The sequence below is a fragment of the Streptomyces griseicoloratus genome, assembly GCF_014534645.1.
Lineage (GTDB): Bacteria > Actinomycetota > Actinomycetes > Streptomycetales > Streptomycetaceae > Streptomyces > Streptomyces griseicoloratus.
Genome location: NZ_JACVQF010000182.1, coordinates 117,411 through 134,493 on the forward strand (window position 1 = coordinate 117,411; position 17,083 = coordinate 134,493).

Annotated in this window: 18 protein-coding genes; 6 read left to right on the top strand and 12 right to left on the bottom strand. The window is 73.1% G+C overall.

Features of this window, described 5'->3' with window-relative positions:
- Positions 1-99: 99 nt before the first annotated feature.
- Positions 100-537 (top strand): cell division protein SepF, encoded by a 438-nt coding sequence (locus H0H10_RS11100; RefSeq protein ID WP_188180714.1) that lies wholly within the window; start codon positions 100-102, stop codon positions 535-537.
- Between the two features lie 39 nt (positions 538-576).
- On the opposite strand, the gene H0H10_RS11105 is transcribed toward H0H10_RS11100, so the two are convergent.
- Together H0H10_RS11105 and H0H10_RS11110 are read right to left on the bottom strand one after the other, a co-directional pair.
- Positions 577-1,770 carry an acyl-CoA dehydrogenase family protein gene (locus H0H10_RS11105; RefSeq protein WP_188180715.1) on the bottom strand — a complete coding sequence of 398 codons (1,194 nt, stop codon included), beginning with the start codon at positions 1,768-1,770 and terminating at the stop codon, positions 577-579.
- A gap of 192 nt (positions 1,771-1,962) precedes the next feature.
- Positions 1,963-3,558, bottom strand: a complete 1,596-nt coding sequence (locus H0H10_RS11110; protein ID WP_188180716.1) for an MFS transporter — start codon at positions 3,556-3,558, stop codon at positions 1,963-1,965.
- Positions 3,559-3,817: 259 nt separating this feature from the next.
- Here H0H10_RS11110 and H0H10_RS11115 point away from each other — a divergent pair, with 259 nt between their 5' ends.
- A complete protein-coding gene (locus H0H10_RS11115; protein WP_188180717.1) occupies positions 3,818-5,008 on the top strand; it encodes a glycosyltransferase family 39 protein in 1,191 nt (396 codons plus the stop codon).
- Between the two features lie 237 nt (positions 5,009-5,245).
- Complete coding sequence (locus H0H10_RS11120; RefSeq protein WP_188180718.1) at positions 5,246-6,262, top strand: phosphatase PAP2 family protein; 1,017 nt, start codon at positions 5,246-5,248, stop codon at positions 6,260-6,262.
- A 108-nt stretch (positions 6,263-6,370) separates the two neighbouring features.
- Here H0H10_RS11120 and H0H10_RS11125 read toward each other — a convergent pair whose 3' ends face one another.
- The 5 genes from H0H10_RS11125 to H0H10_RS11145 form a co-directional block, all read right to left on the bottom strand.
- On the bottom strand, positions 6,371-6,586 hold the full coding sequence (locus tag H0H10_RS11125) for an I78 family peptidase inhibitor (protein WP_188180719.1): 216 nt from the start codon (positions 6,584-6,586) through the stop codon (positions 6,371-6,373).
- Between the two features lie 299 nt (positions 6,587-6,885).
- Entirely contained in the window at positions 6,886-7,884 is a 999-nt protein-coding gene (locus tag H0H10_RS11130) for a helix-turn-helix transcriptional regulator (protein WP_188180720.1), read from the bottom strand.
- 46 nt (positions 7,885-7,930) lie between these two features.
- The gene (locus H0H10_RS11135; RefSeq protein ID WP_188180721.1) at positions 7,931-8,737 is read right to left on the bottom strand and encodes a hypothetical protein; all 807 of its coding nucleotides are present in this window, start codon (positions 8,735-8,737) and stop codon (positions 7,931-7,933) included.
- A 100-nt stretch (positions 8,738-8,837) separates the two neighbouring features.
- Positions 8,838-9,164, bottom strand: coding sequence for a hypothetical protein (locus tag H0H10_RS11140; protein WP_188180722.1), 327 nt, complete (start codon positions 9,162-9,164; stop codon positions 8,838-8,840).
- 350 nt (positions 9,165-9,514) lie between these two features.
- Positions 9,515-10,156, bottom strand: coding sequence for a LysM peptidoglycan-binding domain-containing protein (locus H0H10_RS11145; protein WP_188180723.1), 642 nt, complete (start codon positions 10,154-10,156; stop codon positions 9,515-9,517).
- A 537-nt stretch (positions 10,157-10,693) separates the two neighbouring features.
- Between H0H10_RS11145 and H0H10_RS11150 the strand changes: the two genes are divergently transcribed.
- Both H0H10_RS11150 and H0H10_RS11155 read left to right on the top strand, forming a co-directional pair.
- Positions 10,694-11,476, top strand: a complete 783-nt coding sequence (locus H0H10_RS11150) for a DUF8842 C-terminal domain-containing protein (protein ID WP_188180724.1) — start codon at positions 10,694-10,696, stop codon at positions 11,474-11,476.
- Positions 11,477-11,550: 74 nt separating this feature from the next.
- Positions 11,551-11,865, top strand: coding sequence for a hypothetical protein (locus tag H0H10_RS11155; RefSeq protein ID WP_188180725.1), 315 nt, complete (start codon positions 11,551-11,553; stop codon positions 11,863-11,865).
- 62 nt (positions 11,866-11,927) lie between these two features.
- On the opposite strand, the gene der is transcribed toward H0H10_RS11155, so the two are convergent.
- The 5 genes from der to aroH form a co-directional block, all read right to left on the bottom strand.
- Positions 11,928-13,406, bottom strand: a complete 1,479-nt coding sequence (der, locus tag H0H10_RS11160; protein ID WP_188180726.1) for a ribosome biogenesis GTPase Der — start codon at positions 13,404-13,406, stop codon at positions 11,928-11,930.
- Positions 13,407-13,480: 74 nt separating this feature from the next.
- Complete coding sequence (locus H0H10_RS11165; RefSeq protein WP_188180727.1) at positions 13,481-14,134, bottom strand: lysophospholipid acyltransferase family protein; 654 nt, start codon at positions 14,132-14,134, stop codon at positions 13,481-13,483.
- On the bottom strand, positions 14,131-14,826 hold the full coding sequence (cmk, locus tag H0H10_RS11170) for a (d)CMP kinase (protein WP_188180728.1): 696 nt from the start codon (positions 14,824-14,826) through the stop codon (positions 14,131-14,133). Before cmk ends, H0H10_RS11165 begins: the two co-directional genes overlap by 4 nt.
- 111 nt (positions 14,827-14,937) lie before the next feature.
- Positions 14,938-16,023 carry a prephenate dehydrogenase gene (locus H0H10_RS11175; protein WP_188180729.1) on the bottom strand — a complete coding sequence of 362 codons (1,086 nt, stop codon included), beginning with the start codon at positions 16,021-16,023 and terminating at the stop codon, positions 14,938-14,940.
- Positions 16,020-16,382 (bottom strand): chorismate mutase, encoded by a 363-nt coding sequence (gene aroH, locus H0H10_RS11180; protein ID WP_188180730.1) that lies wholly within the window; start codon positions 16,380-16,382, stop codon positions 16,020-16,022. The genes H0H10_RS11175 and aroH overlap by 4 nt, the downstream gene beginning before the upstream one ends.
- A 238-nt stretch (positions 16,383-16,620) precedes the next feature.
- Here aroH and H0H10_RS11185 point away from each other — a divergent pair, with 238 nt between their 5' ends.
- Positions 16,621-17,079, top strand: a complete 459-nt coding sequence (locus tag H0H10_RS11185; protein WP_188180731.1) for a Rieske (2Fe-2S) protein — start codon at positions 16,621-16,623, stop codon at positions 17,077-17,079.
- Positions 17,080-17,083 lie beyond the last annotated feature (4 nt).

The following is a 17,083-nucleotide window of genomic DNA, read 5'->3' on the forward strand; positions in this document are numbered from 1 at the left end:
AACCCCCCGCGCGGCGTCTGTTCACTTGGCGCGATGTCCGCATCATGGATGACCATAGGGATGCGGAAAGCACGAAAGACCGCTTGAGAGGAGGCGTCCATGGGATCGGTACGCAAGGCGAGTGCGTGGCTCGGCCTCGTCGACGACAACGATGACGAGCGCTACTACGACGACGACTACGCCGAGGGGAACGACTCCGGCGACGCCTGGGTCACGGACCCCCGGGTCAAGGTGGCCGCGGACTCGGCCGAGGACAAGGGCCGCCGCATCGCCACGGTCACCCCGGACAGCTTCCGGGACGCGCGTGCCATCGGCGAGCTGTTCCGGGAGGGGGTCCCGGTCATCGTGAACCTGACGGCGATGGAGCCCGGCGACGCCAAGCGTGTGGTCGACTTCGCGGCCGGGCTGATCTTCGGCCTGCGGGGTTCGATCGAGCGGGTGTCGACCCGCGTGTTCCTGCTGAGCCCGTCCGACACGCAGGTCATCAGCGGCGAGTCGGCCGCGCACCGGTCGGACGGATTCTTCAACCAGAGCTGAGGCAGGGCCGCGCACGCCGGCCCTGCCCCTCTCGCCGGTTCACCGGAAGGCGTCGATCCCGGTGAGCGCCTTGCCCAGCACGAGCTGGTGCATCTCGACGGTGCCCTCGTAGGTGAGCACCGATTCCAGGTTCGTCGCATGCCGCATCACGGGGTACTCCAGCGAGATCCCGTTGGCGCCGAGGATCGTCCGGGCCGTGCGGCAGATGTCGATGGCCTCGCGCACGTTGTTGAGCTTGCCGAAGCTGACCTGCTCGGGACGCAGGCGGCCGGCGTCCATGCGCCGCCCGAGGTGGTGGGCGAGCAGAATCCCCTTGTGCAGTTCGACCGCCATGTCGGCGAGCTTGGCCTGGGTCAGCTGGAAGCCGCCGATGGGCCGCCCGAACTGCTCCCGCGACTTCGCGTACTCCACGGCCGCCTCGAAGCAGCTGCGGGCCGCGCCCATCGCGCCCCAGACGATGCCGTAGCGGGCGTGGGTGAGACAGCTGAGCGGTCCGCGCAGACCGGCCGCCTCCGGCAGCACGGCGTCGGCGGGCAGCCGTACGTCGTCCAGGACCAGCTCGCTGGTGACGGAGGCGCGCAGGGACCACTTGTGCCTGATCTCGGGCGCGGAGAAACCGGGGGTGCCGGCCGGTACGACGAACCCGCGGATGCCGTCCTCGGTCCGCGCCCAGACGACGGCGACGCCGGCCACCGAGCCGTTGGTGATCCACATCTTGCGTCCGTTGAGGACCCAGTCTCCCCCGGCGTCGCGCTTGGCGTGGGTGCGCATGCCCGCCGGGTCGGAGCCGTGGTCGGGCTCGGTCAGCCCGAAGCAGCCGATGACCTCGCCGGAGGCCATGCGCGGCAGCCACGCCTGCTTCTGCTCCTCGCTGCCGAAGCGGTGGATGGCGTACATGGCGAGGGATCCCTGGACGGAGACCAGGGAGCGGATGCCCGAGTCGGCCGCCTCCAGCTCCAGACAGGCCAGCCCGTACTGCACCGCGCTCGCCCCGGCGCAGCCGTAGCCCTGCAGCGACATGCCGAGGGCACCGATGGCGCCGAGTTCCCGGGCGAGCTCCCGGACGCCGGGCAGCTCGCCCTTCTCGTACCAGTCGGCGACGTGCGGCAGCACGCGGTCCGCGGCCCAGTCCCGCACGGTGTCCCGGACCGCGAGGTCCTCCGGGTCCAGCAGGTCGTCGATGCCGAGGGGGTCGGCGGGATCGAACGGGGGCAACTTCGGGGACGCGGCCATGGAACCCTCCGGGACGTTAAAACTAGCATCGCTAGTCACGGCTTCACGCCGACGTTACGACGCACCGCGCCGCACGTCCACCATGCTTTCCCGCCCGCGCACCGCAAGCAGCCGGCGGCGGCGCACCCGCGCGGGTGACGTCCACCTCGGCGAACGGTGAACGGGTGGTGCGCGGGTGGGAGACCCGTCCGCTCACACCGAGACGCGGGACTCCACCGCGTCCCGCGGCGCGGGCACGGCGACCGCCTCGCACTGCATCACCCGTGGCAGCCGCAACGCCATCGCGGCCCCCAGCAGCAACAGCCCCGCACTCACGAGCAGCGTCACATGCAGCCCGTGCACGAACGCGTCCGCCGCCGCCCGCCGCAGCGCGGCCCCCGCGGGCCCGCCCAGCTGCGCGGCGACCTCGTAGGCCTCGCCCAGTGAATGCCCCGCCGCCGAGGACGCCGACGCCGGCACCCCGGGCACGTCCGCCAGCCCCGGCCCGTACGCCGCGTTCATCACGCTGCCCAGCAGCGCGATGCCGATCCCGGCGCCCAGCTGGTACGACGTCTCCCCGATCGCCGCCGCCCCGCCGGCCTGCGCCTGCGGCGCCTCGCTCAGCATCGACTCGTAGGCCCCGAACAGCGTCGTCTCCAGACCGAAGCCGAGCAGCACGAACCCGGTCAGCAGCAGCGCGCAGTGGTCCTCGCGGCCCATGGCCGTCAGCAGCACCACCGCCCCCGCCGTCAGGCAGAACCCGGCGCACACCATCCGGCGCGGCCCGAAGCGCCGCAGCATCCGCGCCCCGGCCAGGCCCGCCGCCATCGCCGCGAACGTCAGCGGCAGCAGCCGCAGCCCCGTCTGCAGCGGGGACAGTCCGAGCACCAGTTGCAGGTACTGCGCCGCGATCAGCTCCAGCCCCACCAGTGCCAGCATCGCCAGCACGATGCAGCCCACCGACGTGCTGAACGCCGGCCGCCGGAACATCCGCAGGTCCACCAGCGGATGCGTACGCCGCCGCTGCCGCCGTACGAAGGCGGCCAGCAGGGCGGCACCCACCAGCAGCGGGAGCACCGTGACGGCACTGGCCACGGGCTCGCCGCCGCCGAGCCGTTTCACGCCCAGTACCACCCCGAACAGCCCGGCCGCCGCCATCAGCGCGCCGGCCACGTCCCAGGGGCCCGCGCCGTCGCCCTTCGACTCGGGCAGCAGCAGCCGTCCCACCGGGAGGCTGACCAGCATGAGGGGGATGTTGACGAGGAAGACCGAGCCCCACCAGAAGTGCTCCAGCAGGAAGCCGCCGAGCAGGGGCCCGACCGCCGCGCCCACGGCGGCCACCGCGCTCCAGACGCCGATCGCGAGGGCCCGCTCCCGCCGGTCCGGGAAGACCTGCCGCAGGATCGACAGCGTCGCAGGCATGATCATCGCTCCGCCGACGCCGAGCAGGGCACGCGCCAGGATCAGCACCTGGGCGCCGTCGGCGAGGGCGGCCAGCGCGGAGGCGACGCCGAAGAGCCCGTATCCCAGCAGAAGGATCCGTCTGCGTCCCACCCGGTCACCCAGCGTGCCGAAGAGGATCAGCAGCGAGGCGCAGACGAGCGGGTAGACGTCGACGATCCAGAGCAGCTCGATCGCGCCGGGCCTCAGGTCCTCGGTGACGGCGGGGACCGCCACGTGCAGCACGGTCGCGTCGACGGCGACGAGCAGCAGGCTGACGCAGAGGACGACCAGGACCACCCAGCGGTTGGCACCGGCCCCGGCCGCCCGACGGCGCGGCGGTGCGGCAGCCGTGGTCGTCCCGGACATGTACGTACCTCCAAGATGTTCCCTCGCGTCCGGCGGGCGCGCGGGGTGGGGACTCCCCTGCGGCTCGGCCGGAGCGGAGCGGGTGCCTCCGGGCCGTGCGACGGAACGCGAGTGACTGGTCAGCGTACGCGAGTCCGAGACACACACACGTGGCGGGCCTCACACATCGCGGGTCAGGGCTGTGGCGTGCGCCACTGCCCGGTCCGCCCGCACGCCCCGGCCGGCCGGCGGGCCGCGGGGGCGGCAGATAATCGAGCCCGTGACCGATCTTGAAACGCGCGTGACGCCGGGCCGCCCCGGGGCCCTGCGCCGGGCCGCCCCGGCGCTCCTCGGCTACGCGGCCGTACGCGCCCTGGGCCTGCTCGCGCTGGCCGTGTGGAGCGCCGCGCGCGACAAGAGCGCGTACACACTGCTCACCGCCCGGTGGGACTCCCTCTGGTACACGAGGGTCGCCGAGCTGGGTTACGGCTACGAGGTGCGGCTGCCGGGCGGCGACGTGCACTCCAACCTCGCCTTCTTCCCGCTGCTGCCCTGGCTGGAGCGGCTGGGGGCGGCGGTGACCCCCCTGTCGCACGCCGACGCGGGCTTCGTCGTCGCCGTGCTCGCCTCGCTCGCGGCCGCCTGGGGGATCTTCGCGGTCGCCGACCACGTGTACGGCCGCCGGGCGGGTGTGTGCGCCGTGCTGCTGTGGGCCGTCCTGCCGGTCGGCATCGTGCAGTCGATGGCGTACAGCGAGTCGCTGTTCACCGCGCTCGCCGCCTGGTCGCTGTACGCGGTGCTGACCGGGCGCTGGGTGACGGCGGGGGCGCTGGCCGCGCTGGCCGGGCTGACCCGGCCGGTGGGACTGGCGGTGACGGCGGCGGTGTGGGCGGCCGGGATCACGGCATTCGTGCGAAACCGGAGCGCTGCCTCGCCGGACGGCGCCCGCGGGCCGGAAGGCGCCCCTGCCGGGGGCGCGCGACTCGTGCTCGGCCTCCTGCTCGCGCCTCTGGGCGCCGCCGGATACGTGCTCTGGGTCGGCCACCGCACCGGCAAGGGCCCGCTCGGCTACCTCGACGTCCAGGCAGGCTGGGGCAACGGCTTCGACGGGGGCGTGGCCTTCGCCCGTTTCGTCGCCGCGAAGTTCACGTCGTTCCCGTCCGCCCTGGCGGGCGTCGGGCTCGTCGTCGGGGTCGCCCTGCTCATCCGGCTGTACGCCGTGTGCGTACGGCAGCGCCAGCCGCTCGCGCTGCTGGTGTACTCCGGACTCGTCGCCGTCCTCGCCCTGTGCGCGTCGAGCTACTTCGGCTCCAAGCCACGCCTGCTGATGCCCGCCTTCCCCCTGCTGCTGCCCCTCGCCCTCGCCCTGGCCCGGCTGCGAACCTCCAGGTCAGCGCTGGTGGTGGGCGGCGTGGCGGTGGCATCGGCGGTGTACGGGGCCCTCTGGCTGAACGGCTCCGGTCCGCCCTGACCGGCCCGGGCGGCCGATGAGCGGGCGGAGAATTCCACACCAGCATTCGGTGAACGAATTCATAATCACGATAAAACCGCCGACCGGACTGATCAAAGGAATTGAAGTCCGCCGTCGGCCAGGATTACGGATTCCCTGGAAATGATCCGCCCGCTGAGAGGAATCCCACATCACATCGTCATCACAAAGCCCTTGAATCGGCCGGGTTCAGAGCTCACTCGCTGTAACGTCGATTGGGTGCGTACCGAACGGAACCTCACCCGTCTGGACCGGGTGTTCGCGAGACTGGACCGGGAGCCGGAACGACCGGCCCACCTGGATGTGCCGAAGATGAGCCGGCACAGGATCGCGCTGTTCGCCGCGACCCTCGCCTTCTACCTCGCGATCGTGTGGGCCGTGCTGATCACCTCGTGGCTCGTCCGGCTCGACTGGCAGGTCATGTTCTTCCGGCCGTACCAGCAGTGGCCGGAGATCCACGCGTTCGTCGACTACTACGTGGTGCTGGGCCAGCGCGGCCCCACCGCCGTGATGGTGGCGGCCTGGCTCGGCTGGCGCTCCTGGCGGCAGCACACGCTGCGGCCGCTGATCGCGCTCGGCGTCTCCCTGCTGCTGCTGAACGTCACCGTCGGTGCCGCCAAGATCGGCATGGGCCGGCTCGGACCGCACTACGCGACCACGATCGGCTCGAACGAGATGTGGCTCGGCGGCGATATATTTCCGAGCGGTCACACCGCCAACGCCGTGGTGACCTGGGGCATCCTGGCCTACCTGGCCTCGACGCCGAGGGCGCGCCGCTGGCTGTCCGCCCTGTCCGCGGTCGTCTCCCTCGGGGTCGGGATGTCGACCGTCTACCTCGGTACGCACTGGCTGAGCGATGTGCTCCTCGGCTGGGCCGCGGGGCTGCTGATCCTGCTGGCGCTGCCCTGGTTCGAACCGCTGATCAGCCGTGCCGAGTCCTGGATCCTCGGTCTGCGCGACCGCCTGTACGCCCGTCGCGGGCGCACGGAACCGGCACGCGTGCCGGCCGGCACGCCCGTGGCGGCCACGCCGCCGGCCTCCGAGCGGGAGGACGCCCCGGCGCTCGAGCCGGTCCCCGCGTCCCGCTCCCGGGCCCCGGCGTACCTGGCACCGGGCCCGCACACGGCCCGCTCGGAGCGCACCCCGGTCACTCCGGCCGGCAGCCGCCGGCCGCCGCACGCCGACCGGCATCCACGCAACACGGCCCCGGCCGCCCGGCACCTGTCGGGCGGCTGACCACGGACACGACGACGCGGGGCCGGTGCGCACAGCGCCCCGCGCGCACGACGGCGACGGCCCCGGCCCTCCGCACACGGAGGCCGGGGCCGTCGCCGTCACCCTGTGTCAGCCCTTCCACGCCCGCGCCACGCGGCCGTCCTTCACCTCGAAGTTCAGCCGGCCCACGCGGTACTCCATGGTGATGATCGCTCCGGGCGGCAAGGACCGCACCGTCGACCATCCCCGTTCGCGCGCGAGCCGTTCGGCCGCGCCGGAATCGAGGCCGACGTATGCGTCCGGACTGTCCTGGGGTTCGGCCGGAGGTGTCGGAATCGGTGCCATGCCGCCACGCTATGCCCTGCTCCTCGGAGGCGGAAGCCCAAGCCGGTAACCGATGTCACAGATACCTCTCCGGTCACACTTCTGTCACAGGACCAAGACATGTGTTTTGGTCGATCCACGTCACACGGACGGACGGTTCCGGTCAACTTCCACGAGCACCGGAGGGAAATTCCCGTGCACCGCGACCGCCCTTCGAATAAATGACGGAAAAGGCGTCGGTGCACTCCGGGCGCCATTTCACTACGAGCCCGAACGGGTTTGCGGGAAGCGAATGAAGGCACAGGAATTCCACGCCTCCGTCACAGGATCTCCTTGTGGGCGGCGGCCGTCTCCCCGGCCCGGGCCAGGGCGCGGGTGAGGCGGTCCCGGGCCGTCCTGATCTCCCCGATCAGCTCCGCCGGCTCCAGCACCTCGAACTCGAAGCCCAGCATCATCACGTGCACCACCATGACCTCCAGGCTCCCGGCGCCGGTGCGCAGGAGACAGCTGCCGGGGCCCTCCGGCTCCAGGACGCCGGCGATCGGTGAGATCTCCTCGGCCGCCTCCTCCAGCGGCACCAGCAGCCGGACGACGGCCTGCGTGGCGTACGCCCGGGTGGAGACGCCCTGCGAGACGTAGGCGGCCAGGTCCTCGGCGGGCGGCTCGCGCGGGACGAAACGCGGACCGTGCGGCGGCCTCGGCTCGATCCGGTCCACCCGGAAGGTGCGCCAGTCCGCGCGGTCGAGGTCGAAGGCGACCAGGTACCAGCGCCGCTCGGAGCACACCAGCCGGTACGGCTCGACGGTGCGGCGCGTGGCCGTGCCGTCGTGCCCGCGGTACTCGAAGCGCAGCCGCTCGGCGTCCCGGCACAGGTGCGCCAGCTCGGTCAGCACGGCCGGGTCGACCGCGGTGGGGCGGGCGGCGCGCATCATCGGCACGGTGAAGGTGTTCAGGGCGCTCACGCGCCGGCGCAGCCGGTCCGGCAGCACCTGTTCCAGCTTGGCGAGGGCCCGCACCGACGTCTCCCCGATGCCCTCGACGCCCTGTCCGGCCGCCGTGCGCAGTCCGACGGCGACCGCGACCGCCTCGTCGTCGTCCAGGAGCAGCGGCGGCAGCTCGGCGCCCGCGCCCAGCTGGTAGCCGCCGCCGGTGCCGGGGCTGGCGTTGACGGGGTAGCCCAGCTCGCGCAGCCGTTCCACGTCGCGGCGCACGGTGCGCGGGGAGACGCCGAGGCGGTCGGCGAGGTCGGGCCCGGACCATTCGCGGTGGGCCTGGAGGAGGGAGAGCAGGCGCAGCAGTCGTGCCGAGGTCTCGAGCATGGGACCGAGTGTGCCAGCAGTCGCGGACAGCTTCTGTCCGCGTTGGTCAGGGACGCGATGCGGTGACCGACACCGACAGATCGTTGTCCCGCGTGTAGTACGGCCCGGCCTCCACCGGGCCGTGCGGCGTCTCCACGCGGGCGCGTGGATAGGTGAGGACCGGGTTCTTGTCGGCGATGTCGTCCAGCAGCCGGGCGACGCGCACGGCCGGGCCCCGGGCGCCGGCGGGACGCAGCCACAGGTCCCATGTGCCCGGGGCCAGGGCGCCGTAGGCCACGGTGAGGCGGAACTCGTCCGCCCGCTCGGCCGTGACGTCCAGCCGGCGGGCCCGGTGGCCGCCGGTCCGGCAGCGCAGCTCGGCGTGGGCGCCGGGCGCGAGCTCGGTGCCGTACAAGCGCCCCTGCACGGTCACCCCGCTGTCGGTGAGGCCGAGGTCGCCCGCTTCGGCGTGCGGGGCGCGCAGCCAGCTGCGGACGGTCAGGTTGCCCTGCCGGGTGGCGTACGGGATGCGGACGGCCACGTGGCCGAGGAGGCCGCCCGGGGTGCGGTCCGCGAGGGAGCGCAGATCGGTGACGCCGGGTGCCAGGCGCCGAGGCGCGCCGTCGGCCACGCGCGCGTAGGCGTCCCAGCGGCCCTCCGGCAGGGCGACGCTGCTGGGCAGCGCGGCACGCAGCCGGCCCTCCGCCGCCGGGGCGAGCGGCAGGCTGACCTCGTCGTCCCCGTCACGGCGGCGCAGCACCAGGTGGGCCGCCGCGGTGTCCCCGTACGCGGCGACGTCGAAGGTCAGCCCGCCCGCGGAGTCGGCGATGCAGTCGGCACGCAGCGGGGCGGCCAGGGGGGCCGGCGACGTCATGCGGTGCGGTTCCTCCTCGGGCTTCTCGTCGTCCGTTCAGACCCGGAACCCGGGCTACTGGTTGTCCGTGTCCGATTGCGATGTGGTCACGGCTCGGCGGTCACGGCCGGTGGGACGGCAGCGGCACCTCGAAGCAGGCCCGGTCGATGTCGCCCTGGGAGACCCGGCCCCGGCGGTTCTCCCGGCCGACGGTGGGCAGCGGGCCACTCCCCCGTGTAGCCGTCGCCGCGGTCCACGAAACGGCCACCCGGCCGCCCTCGTCCCGCGGGCCCGGCTCGGAGACGGCCCCGGCCGCACGGGTGCCGTGGACGCGTTCGAGGCGGGGCACGGCCGCCGCCGCCGTGCCCTCGCGGGTGCGCGCGTGGCCGTGGATGCCGTAGAGGGGCGGGCCGGTGCCGCAGGCGGCGCCGGGAGGCCGGCCACCCACGTCGGCAGGGCACCCGCGCAGCCGAGGACCGCGGCGGCGATCGGGCCGACGCGCTGCTCGCCCGATCACCGCCCAGGGCGCCTGCGCACCCTCGCGATGTCCCGGGCCGTGCCGACACGCGCGCGGCACTCGTCGACGAGTGCGCGCGGGGATGTCGCCTCGGTCGCGGCCCGCGCGTACGAGCCGCTGTGCTCGCACGACGCGTGCGTGGTCGTCGCCGGGCGGTGGCCGCCGCACGCCGGTCCCGGCCCCGGCACCGCCTCCGTGTACGGACGGCGCCGCACCGCAGATGGCTGAGGGCCCTGTCCGGCCTGCCGGACAGGGCCCTCTCCAGGCCGGGGACGAACGGCTCAGACGTCGAGGCGCTGCCCCGGCACGATCACGTCGGGGTCGCCGCCGATGACGGCCTCGTTGGCGGCGAAGAGCCGCTGCCAGGTGGTGCCGTGCCGTTCGGCGATGCCGCTCAGGGTGTCGCCCGGGCGGACGGTGTAGTCACCGCGGGACGAGCCGCGTTCGGTGTGGCCGGACTGCCGCGCCGGCGCCTTCGACGGCTTCGCGGACGCGGACGGGGCAGCCCCTGTCGCCGCGGGGCCCGCCCCGGACGCGGCGGGTGCGCCGCCGGACGCCCCGGCCCGCGCCGAGCAGGTCGGCCACGCGCCCCAGCCCTGGGCCCGCTGGACCTTGGTCGCCACGGCGATCTGCTGGGATTTCGACGCCTGGTCGGCGGTCGGGGCGTAGGCGGTGCCGCCGTACGCGCGCCAGGTGGAGGCGGAGAACTGCAGCCCGCCGTAGTAGCCGTTGCCGGTGTTGATGTGCCAGTTGCCGCCGCTCTCGCACTGGGCGATGCGGTCCCACACCGCGCCGTCCGCCGCCGCGGCGCTGCCGGTCGCGGCCAGCAGTCCGAGGGGCGCGAGCAGTGCCGCCCCGGCGAGGACCGCCGTCGTACGGTTCCTGCGAACGTTGTCGCGAGTGGTATCGGCACATTCGGACATGTATTTCCCTCTCCACGGACCCGGGGTCCCCCAAGGCGGGGCGCGACCCCGCGCGTTGAACGCGGTCGTCGCGCTCCGCCCCGTCCGCCGGAGGCCCGTGGTGCGGGCCGGCTGTGCGGTTCGGCGGACGTACCCGAGCGGTGCTCGTTGCACACGGCGGAGGAATGTAGGGAGCGCCTCGTGCCGGGATCAACCAATCGCCCGTCACTCCAGGCCAGTTCACGGTTACCGGGGGTATCGACTACTTTCGGACACCCACTTCATTCGCCGATTTCAGGATTTGTCGACTCACCGATCCGACCACCTGTGACCCACTTCACCGGATCAACGTCCCTGATCTTCGGGCCAGTTGACGATGCGTGAGCGCTTCCGCCCGGCATGTGACCCTGTGCGTCGGATGGTTCGATTCCGTTCGCCGTGGGGCGTGACTCCCGCCACAGATCGCCCGTTGTCTTCTTCATGAGCCGGGGACCCACCCGGACCACGGGCCGGGAGCCACCCGGCCTCGCCACGTACCGCATCCCGAGGGAGCCACCCGTGCCGCGCATGCTCGACGTCAGCGACGAGGTACGCGCCGAGATCGGCGACGAAGAAGCCGATCGCCTGCTCGCCGGAGAGACCGCCCCGGGCAGTTACGACTGCACGTCCTGCCGCACCCCGGGCGACTCCGAGCAGGAGCGCACCAGCACCGTACTGTTCATCGGGGAGGAGACCGCCGTCCTCGCCTTCGCCCACGCCGGCTGCCTGCCCTCGCAGGTCGTCAAGGTCACCGAGGAACAGCTCCAGGGAGCCGTGAAGTCCATCAGCGGCGACACCTCCGGCCACGGCTCCGAGCAGGCCGCCCCCGAGCAGGCGGTGCTCGGCGTGACGAGCGGGCTGGTCCTGATCTCCGGCGAGCTGCACCCGGCGCTGGTGGTGGAGCCGACGGCGCCCATCGCGCGGCCCGGCACCAACGGGCCCGGCGACGACTTCCTGCCGCTGCTCATCGAGCAGGGCTTCATGCCGGTCGGTGACCTGTCCACCGCACCGGCCGTGCTGCACGGCTGGTCCGTGCTGCTCGCCATGGGCCGGCTGCACGCGGTGCTCCAGCCGGGGGCGAACGGCGGCCCGCAGGTGGCCTGGTGGCAGGCGCACCAGCCCCTCCAGGTCACCGAGGGCTGGCGCGCGGCGGCAGCCAAGCACCAGCAGGTGCTGATGTTCGCGGCGCCGGTCGGGACGATCGGCCGCCAGCCGCGGGAGGACCTGCTGCGGGACGCCCTGGACAAGGCGGCGACGAACGGCCGGCTGGTCGCGGCCGGGCTGCCCCTGGCGGGGACGTGACCACCCTCGGTGCGACCCCCTGACGGCGACCGTCCGGGCCGCATCCCTTCCGGCTCGGGGTCGTTTGGACATACGTGCACGCATACGACAATTCCCGCCGACACGGTGGCCCCTCGGCCACGCCGATCTACGACGCGCTCTACGCCGAGTACGTCAAGTCCTTCCGTTCACTGCCGGGTGATCGCAGCGGCGAGGAGGAACTGGGGTTCATCGCGTTCGGGAACATGACCCGCGGCCGGGGCGCGTACAGCGCCTACAGCGCGGGCGCCCACAGCGCCCGTATCGGCCAGCAGTCGCCCTGGCAGCGCGTCGGGTACCTCGGCCCGCACGGCACCGGGACACGGCACGTCCCGGCCGCGCTGCCACCGGCCCCGCGCAGGGGCGCCTGAACGGCACACGCACGAAGAGAGGGGCGGCCCCGCCGGGGCCGCCCCTCTCTTCGCTGCTCGCGCTACTTCTTCTTCGCGCCGCGCTTCTCGCGCACCCGCACCGAGATGTGGATCGGCGTCCCCTCGAAGCCGAACTCCTCGCGCAGCCGGCGCTCGATGAAGCGCCGGTAGCCGGCCTCGATGAAGCCGGAGGCGAAGAGCACGAACCGCGGGGGCTTGGTGCCCGCCTGCGTGCCGAACAGGATGCGGGGCTGCTTGCCGCCGCGCACCGGGTGCGGGTGGGCGGCGACCAGCTCGCCGAGGAAGGCGTTCAGCCGGCCCGTGGGGACCCGGGTCTCCCAGCCGGCCAGGGCGGTCTCGATCGCCGGGACCAGCTTCTCCATGTGCCGTCCGGTCTGCGCCGAGACGTTCACCCGCGGCGCCCACGCCACCTGGCCGAACTCGGTCTCGATCTCCCGCTCCAGGTAGTAGCGGCGCTCCTCGTCGAGGGTGTCCCACTTGTTGTAGGCGACGACGAGGGCGCGTCCCGCCTCGACGGCCATGGTGACGATCCGCTGGTCCTGGACCGAGATCGACTCCGAGGCGTCGATGAGGACGACGGCGACCTCCGCCTTCTCCACGGCGGCCGCGGTGCGCAGCGAGGCGTAGTAGTCGGCGCCCTGCTGCAGGTGGACGCGCTTGCGGATGCCCGCGGTGTCGACGAACTTCCAGGTCTTGCCGCCGAGTTCGATCAGCTCGTCGACCGGGTCGCGGGTGGTGCCGGCGAGTTCGTTGACGACGACGCGCTCCTCGCCCGCCACCTTGTTCAGCAGCGAGGACTTGCCGACGTTGGGCCGGCCGATCAGGGCGACGCGGCGCGGGCCGCCGACGGCGGTGCCGAAGGTCTGCGCCGGGGCCTCCGGAAGGGCCTCCAGGACCTTGTCCAGCATGTCGCCGGTGCCGCGGCCGTGCAGCGCGGAGACCGGGTACGGCTCACCCAGCCCCAGCGACCACAGGTAGGCCGCGTCGGCCTCGCCGCTCGGGCCGTCCACCTTGTTGGCGCACAGCACGACGGGCTTGCCGGCCTTGCGCAGCAGCCGGACGACCGCCTCGTCGGTGTCGGTGGCGCCGACCTTGGCGTCCACGACGAAGACGACCGCGTCGGCGGCCTCGATCGCGTACTCGGCCTGGGCGGCCACGGAGGCGTCGATGCCGAGGACGTCCTGCTCCCAGCCGCCGGTGTCGACGACCTTGAAGCGGCGGCCCGCCCACTCGGCCTCGTAGGTGACGCGGTCGCGGGTGACGCCGGGCTTGTCCTCGACGACCGCCTCGCGGCGGCCGATGATCCGGTTCACCAGGGTCGACTTGCCGACATTGGGGCGGCCGACGACGGCGAGGACGGGCAGCGGGCCGTGCCCGGCCGCCTCGATCGCGCCCTCGACCTCCTCGACGTCGAAGCCCTCTTCCGCGGCGAGCTCCATGAACTCCGCGTACTCGGCGTCGCCAAGCGCCCCGTGGTCGTGCTCCTCGCCCGAGCCCTCGGAGTGGATGTGGTCGTTCATGAAGTCCGTACCTCGTTCATCGTGGTGATCGGTGAAGCACCCCTGTACCGGGTGATCCACTACTCAAGTGTCGCCTAGCGGCCGGTCAGGCGCTTGGCGTTTTCCAGGTGCGCGGTGAGCTGCTTCTGGATGCGTTCGGTCGCCTCGTCCAGCGCCTTGCGCGTACGCCGTCCGCTGCCGTCGCCCGCCTCGAACGGGTCGCCGAAGACGACGTCGACGCGGGAGCGCAGCGGCGGCAGTCCCTTAATCAACCGTCCGCGCCGCTCGGAACTTCCCAGCACCGCCACCGGGACGATGGGGGCGCCGCTGCGGACCGCGAAATAGGCGAGCCCGGCGCGCAGCGAGGCGAAGTCGCCCTCGCCCCGGGTGCCCTCCGGGAAGATGCCCAGGACGCCGCCGCTCTCCAGCACCCCGAGGGCCTGGGCGATGGCGGTGCGGTCGGTGGAGTGCCGGTCCACCTTCAGCTGGCCGATGCCGGTCAGGAACCGTCCGAGGGGGCCGACGAACGCCTCCTTCTTGATCAGGAAGTGCGTCGGCCGGGGCGCCACGCCCATGACCATCGGGCCGTCGATGTTGTGCGAGTGGTTGACGGCGTAGATCACCGGGCCGGTCGTCGGCACCCGCCAGGCGCCGAGCACGCGCGGCCGCCACAGCCCGTACATCAGGCCGACGCCGATGCGCCGCCCGACCTCGGCACCCTGCTCGGACGGAACGGGGGGAAGACTCACTTCCCGGCCCGCTTCTCCTCGACGAGGGTGACGACGCACTCGATGACCTGCGGCAGCGTGAGGTCGGTGGTGTCCACCTCGACCGCGTCGTCCGCCTTGGCGAGCGGGGAGGTCTTGCGGCTCGAGTCGGCCGCGTCCCGCTTGATCAGGGCCTCGCGGGTGGCGTTGACGTCGGCGCCCTTGAGCTCTCCGTTGCGGCGGGCGGCGCGGGCCTCCGCCGAGGCGGTGAGGAAGATCTTCAGGTCGGCGTCCGGCAGCACGGTCGTACCGATGTCGCGGCCCTCGACGACGATGCCGGCCGGGGCGGAGGCGGCGATGCTGCGCTGCAGCTCGGTGATCCGGGAGCGCACCTCGGGGACGGCGCTGACCGCGCTGACCTTGGAGGTGACCTCCTGGGTGCGGATCGGGCCGGCGACGTCCACGCCGTCGACCGTGATGGTCGGGCGCGCCGGGTCGGTGCCGGAGACGATCTCGGGCTTGCCGGCCGCGGCGGCGACGGCGTGCGGGTCGTCTATGTCGATGCCGTTGGTCACCATCCACCACGTGATCGCCCGGTACTGGGCGCCGGTGTCCAGGTAGCTCAGGCCGAGCTGTGCGGCGACGGCCTTCGACGTGCTCGACTTGCCCGTGCCGGAGGGGCCGTCGATGGCGACAATCACGGCCGGGGCGGTCGGGGCGGCGCCGTTTTCCACGGGGGACACCTTCCTGGTGCGGTGCGGTGGGTGGTGTGCGGGGCGCGAACGTGCCCCGCACAAGGTTACTGGCTCTCCGGAACCCCTCCGACAGGCGTGGGCCCCCCGGGCTCACTGGCGGATCGCCCAGCCCCTCTCCCGCAGCGCCGCCGTGAGCACGGGGGCGGCCTTCGGCTCGACCATCAGCTGCACCAGACCGGCCTGCTGCCCGGTGGCGTGCTCGATCCGCACGTCCTCGATGTTGACGCCGGCCCGTCCCGCGTCCGCGAAGATGCGGGCCAGCTGGCCGGGCTGGTCGTCGATGAGGACGGCCACGGTCTCGTAGACCCGCGGGGCGGAGCCGTGCTTGCCGGGGACCCGCACCTGGCCGGCGTTCCCGCGCCGCAGCACCGCCTCGATGCCGGAGCTGCCCTCGCGGCGCTTGTCCTCGTCGGAGGACTGCAGGGCGCGCAGGGCCCGCACCGTCTCCTCCAGGTCGGCGGCGACGTCGCCGAGCAGGTCGGCGACCGGCCCCGGGTTGGCGGCGAGGATGTCGATCCACATGCGGGGATCGGAGGCGGCGATCCGGGTCACGTCCCGGATTCCCTGCCCGCACAGCCGTACGGCGGCCTCCTCGGCGTGCTCCAGACGCGCGGCGACCATGCTGGAGACCAGGTGCGGCATGTGGGAGACGAGGGCGACGGCGCGGTCGTGGGCGTCGGCGTCCATGACGACCGGCACCGCGCGGCAGTGCGAGATCAGCTCCAGGGCGAGGTTCAGCACCTCGGTGTCGGTGTCCCGGGTCGGGGTCAGCACCCAGGGGCGGCCCTCGAAGAGGTCGCCGGTGGCCGCCAGCGGGCCGGACTTCTCGCGGCCGGACATGGGGTGGGTGCCGATGTAACGGGAGAGGTCGAGCCCGCGGGCCTCCAGCTCGCGGCGCGGGCCGCCCTTGACGCTGGCCACGTCGATGTAGCCGCGGGCCGCGCCGCGTCCCATCGCGCCGGCGAGCACGTCGGCCACCAGGGCCGGCGGTGCGGCGACGATCGCGAGGTCGACGGGCCCGTCCGGCGCCTCGTCGGTGCCGGCGCCGAGCGCGGCGGCCGTGCGGGCCTGCTCGGGGTCGTGGTCGGCGAGGTGGACGGTGACGCCCCGCTGGGTCAGGGCGAGGGCGGCAGAGGTGCCGATGAGGCCGGTGCCGATGACGAGTGCGGTTCTCACTGGGCGATGTCCTTGCGCAGGGCGGCCGCGGCGCCGAGGTAGACGTGCGCGATGTCGGCGCGCGGCCGGTCCGACTCGATGTGGGCGAGGACGCGGACGACGCGCGGCATGGCGCCCTCGATGTCCAGTTCCTGGGCGCAGATCAGCGGGACGTCGGTGATCCCGAGCCCCCGGGCCGCGGCGGCCGGGAAGTCGCTGTGCAGGTCGGGGGTGGCCGTGAACCAGATGCTGATCAGGTCGTCGACGGTCAGCCCGTTGCGTTCCAGGATGGCGGTGAGCAGGGCCGCGACCTGCTCGTCCATGTGCCCGGCCTCGTCCCGTTCCAGTTGGACCGCGCCCCGGACCGCTCGTACCGCCACGGCGATGCTCCTTGCTGACGTGCTGATCGGCTCTTGGTCCGTCCAGCCTAGTCAGCCCGCGCGGCACCGGTGCGCGGCGCCCGCGTCCTGAGACGGTGACACGTCCCGCACCGCCGGGCAGCGTGTTTTGACCTGCTTGTCCGGGTTGCTTCCTCTTCGATGTCTTCGGTGTCAAGATGCTTGTTCCGGCACGGCTTCCCCTCCCCTCCCCTTCCCCACGTCTTTCTCGGAGTGACGAATGACCCCCAGCACGACGCGCCGTACGGTTCTCCTCTCGACGGGCGCGGCGGCGCTCGCCATGGGCTGCGGCGACGGCAACGGCGACGGCGGCACCGGCAGCGACACGGGCGGCGACGGCGGCGGCGACTCCGCGGCCACGAAGGCCCCCGCGGCCACGGACGCCCCCGCCGGGCGGGAGCTGGCGGCGACGAGCGACATCCCGGTCGGCGGCGGCAAGATCTTCGCGGACGAGCAGATCGTGGTGACCCAGCCGACGCAGGGCGACTTCAAGGCCTTCTCGGCCGTCTGCACCCACCAGGGCTGCACCGTCACGGAGGTGCGGGACGGCACCATCGACTGCGCCTGCCACAACAGCAGGTTCCGCATCGCCGACGGCTCGGTGGAGCAGGGCCCCGCCACCCAGCCGCTGTCCGAGCAGCGGATCACGGTGGACGGAAATTCGGTCCGCCTGGTGTGACGGG